The organism is Mycolicibacterium vulneris (assembly GCF_002104765.1).
GTDB lineage: Bacteria > Actinomycetota > Actinomycetes > Mycobacteriales > Mycobacteriaceae > Mycobacterium > Mycobacterium vulneris.
Genome location: NZ_NCXM01000072.1, coordinates 1 through 3,308, shown reverse-complemented (window position 1 = coordinate 3,308; position 3,308 = coordinate 1). Strand labels below are relative to the sequence as shown.

The window sequence follows — 3,308 nt, the reverse complement described above, 5'->3', positions numbered from 1 at the left end:
GGCGCAGCGGGTCGCCCCGCATCAGACCCGGGGCGATCGCAAGCGCGGCGGAGCCCGGCGCAGCGGGTCGCCCCGCAGCCCACCCGGGGCGATCGCAAGCGCGGCGGAGCCGGGCGCAGCGGGTCGCCCCGCATCAGACCCGGGGCCTGGGTTGTCGGCCATCCCGCCGACGGCTGCCTAGGCTCTATATCCATGGGATCGGTCAACAGGGTGTACATCGCGCGGCTGTCGCGGATGTTGGTGTTGGGTCCGCTCGGCGAATCCGTGGGGCGAGTGCGCGATGTCGTGATCAGCATCAGCATCGTGCGCCAGCAACCGCGGGTGCTCGGGCTGGTCGTCGACCTGGCGACGCGGCGCAGCATCTTCATCCCGATCCTGCGGGTCGCCTCCATCGAACCCAACGCCGTGACGCTGAGCACCGGCAGCGTGTCCCTGCGCCATTTCGTGCAGCGCCCCGGCGAGGTACTGGCGATGGGCCAGGTGCTCGACACGCAAGTCAAGGTGAACGACCCCGATCTGCCGGAGCTGGCGGGCCTCGACGTGGTCATCACCGACCTGGGGATCGAACAAACCCGGACCCGGGACTGGATGGTCACCAGGGTCGCCGTCCGCGTGCCGAGGCGGCTGGGACGGCGCGGCCCCGTCCACGTCGTCGACTGGCAGAACGTGCAGGGCCTGACCCCGTCGGCGCTGTCATTGCCGGGCCAGGGAGTGACCCAACTGCTGGAGCAGTTCGAGGGCCGCAGGGCGGTCGACGTGGCGGATGCCATCCGCGGGCTGCCGGTCAAGCGGCGCTACGAGGTGCTCCAGGCGCTCGACGACGACCGACTGGCCGACGTTTTGCAGGAGCTGCCCGAATTGGATCAGGCCGACGTGCTGTCGCAGCTGGGTACCGAACGCTCCGCCGACGTGCTCGAGGAGATGGATCCCGACGACGCGGCCGACCTGCTCGGGGTGCTGAATCCGACCGACGCCGAGATGCTGCTGACCCGGATGGATCCCGATGACTCCGAGCCGGTGCGCCGGCTCCTCGCGCACTCCCCTGACACCGCCGGCGGCTTGATGACATCGGACCCCGTGGTGCTGACTCCCGACACGTCGGTTGCCGAGGCGCTGGCCCGGGCTCGCGACCCCGAACTCACCACCGCGCTGTCGTCCATGGTGTTCGTCGCGCGCCCGCCGACGGCCACCCCCACCGGCCACTACCTGGGCTGCGTTCCCCTCCAACGTCTGCTGCGTGAGCCGCCGGCGGCTCTGGTCGGCGGGATTGTCGACAGCGACCTGTTGACCTTGACGCCGGAGACCCCGCTTGGTGCGGTCACCCGCTACCTGGCCGCGTACAACCTGGTGTGTGGACCGGTGGTCGACGACCAGAATCATCTGCTCGGCGCGGTAACGGTGGACGACCTGCTCGATCACTTGCTGCCGCACGACTGGCGGGTGGACATGCAGGCGTTCGACGCAGCCGCCCGGGTCAACGGACTGGGAGGATCCGAGTGAGCAAATCCTCGGCCCCGCGGGGGCTGTACACCCCGCGGACGTCGCGCAGGTATTCACCGCGGCTGGACCCCGAGGCCGTAGGGCAGATCACCGAGTCGATCGCGCGCTTCTTCGGCACCGGCCGCTATCTGCTGATCCAGACGGTCGTGGTGGTGCTGTGGATCGCGTTCAACCTCATCGCGGTCGCGGAGCGCTTCGACCCCTATCCGTTCATCCTGCTGAACCTCGCCTTCTCCACTCAGGCCGCCTACGCGGCCCCGTTGATCCTGTTGGCGCAGAACCGCCAGGAGAACCGCGACCGAGTCGCGCTGGAGCAAGACCGTCGTCGAGCCGCCGAAACTAAAGCCGACACCGAGTACCTGGCGCGCGAACTGGCCGCGTTGCGGCTGGCCGTCGGCGAGGGCGTGACACGCGAATACCTGCGTCACGAGCTCGATGACCTGCGCGAACTGCTGACCCATCTGCTGCCCGAAACCGCGGACGTCCAGCCGGTTGCGCGCGGCGACGGCCTAGAGAGAACAGCTAAGAAATCCAGGTGAGAACCGTTTGGACCATTGCGCCACTCGTGTCACAAGAGTTATGTATGGTGATCTGGTTCACCGAGCTAACAGAAAGTGTTCCCAGCTCACATATCTAGGACGGTCGAGTGCGCATTGGGGGAAGCCGGGGTGAGAGCCCCGCCGCCGCGACTGAGCGGCAGCGAACACTTCGGAACACGCGCAAGCCGATTTTCGGCATAGCAATGATTACTCCACTGGTCTTCGCGGGGGCGGTCAGCGCAGCGGCCCCTTCGCTTCCGGTGCGAATGTCGCCGCGGCATGCCGCCGTCACCCCCGTGGCCGCGGTCTCACCGACCTTCCCTGACCTCACCGGCCCCGCCGTCGTCGCGATCGACCGCGGCCCGACCGTCTTTCACGTCGCCGAGCCCGCGTTGTCCGCCCCGCCGCCGGCGATGATCGTCAATGCACCCGGCGCACTGGGCATTCCGAGCATCGCGCTGGCCGCATATCGCAGCGCGGAACAGAAGATGGCCGTCGCCGTCCCGGGCTGTGGCGTGAGCTGGAACTTGCTGGCCGGCATCGGGCGCATCGAATCGGGCCACGCGGGCGGCGGCGCTGTCGACGCGCGCGGCACCGCGATCAACCCGATCTACGGCCCGTCGCTGGACGGCACGCTGCCCGGCAACGAAACGATCATCCAGAGCAGCGCCGGCAACCGCGTCACCTACGCCCGCGCGATGGGACCGATGCAATTCCTGCCGGGGACCTGGGCGCGTTACGCCTCGGACGGCAAGGGCGACGGCGTGGCGGATCCGCAAAACATCTTCGACGCCACCCTGGCGGCCGCCCGCTACCTGTGCAGCGGCGGGCTCAACCTGCGTGACCAGTCGCAGGTCCTGACTGCGATCCTGCGCTACAACAACTCGATGCCCTACGCGCAGAACGTGCTGGGCTGGGCGGCGGCCTACGCCACCGGCGTGGTGCCGGTCGCCCTGCCGCCGATGACCGGACCGCCGCCGCCGCTGGGCGACGCGCACCTCGAGCACCCCGAAGGGCTCGGCCCCAACCTGCCGATGAACATCAACGGCCTGCCGCTGGACGACCCGCTGGCGCGCGTTCCGCTGATCGACCTGAGCAGCCCAGCGCTCGTCAGCCCCCCGCCGATGTTCCCGTGGATGACGCCCACGCCCCAGCAGGCGCCGGCCCAGATTCCCGGTTGCACGGTGATCTGCATCAGCTCGCAGGGCACCCCGCCCGCGGGCCCACCGCCGCCGTTCGCGCCCCCGGCACCGTTCGCACCCCCGGCAC

3 protein-coding genes are annotated in these 3,308 nt (G+C 69.4%); all 3 read left to right on the top strand.

Going from position 1 to position 3,308, the window contains the following annotated elements:
* Positions 1-192 precede the first annotated feature (192 nt).
* Entirely contained in the window at positions 193-1,500 is a 1,308-nt protein-coding gene (locus B8W69_RS29350) for a magnesium transporter MgtE N-terminal domain-containing protein (RefSeq protein ID WP_085293138.1), read from the top strand.
* On the top strand, positions 1,497-2,039 hold the full coding sequence (locus B8W69_RS29345; protein ID WP_085293137.1) for a DUF1003 domain-containing protein: 543 nt from the start codon (positions 1,497-1,499) through the stop codon (positions 2,037-2,039). The genes B8W69_RS29350 and B8W69_RS29345 overlap by 4 nt, the downstream gene beginning before the upstream one ends.
* A gap of 107 nt (positions 2,040-2,146) precedes the next feature.
* Positions 2,147-3,308 (top strand): lytic transglycosylase domain-containing protein (locus tag B8W69_RS29340; RefSeq protein ID WP_439330654.1); only part of this gene is annotated, 1,162 nt, incomplete at its 3' end.

Excerpts from the sequence above, each read along its gene's own strand:
- B8W69_RS29350 (WP_085293138.1), top strand. The coding sequence starts at position 193 with ATGGGATCGGTCAACAGGGTGTACATCGCGCGGCTGTCGCGGATGTTG.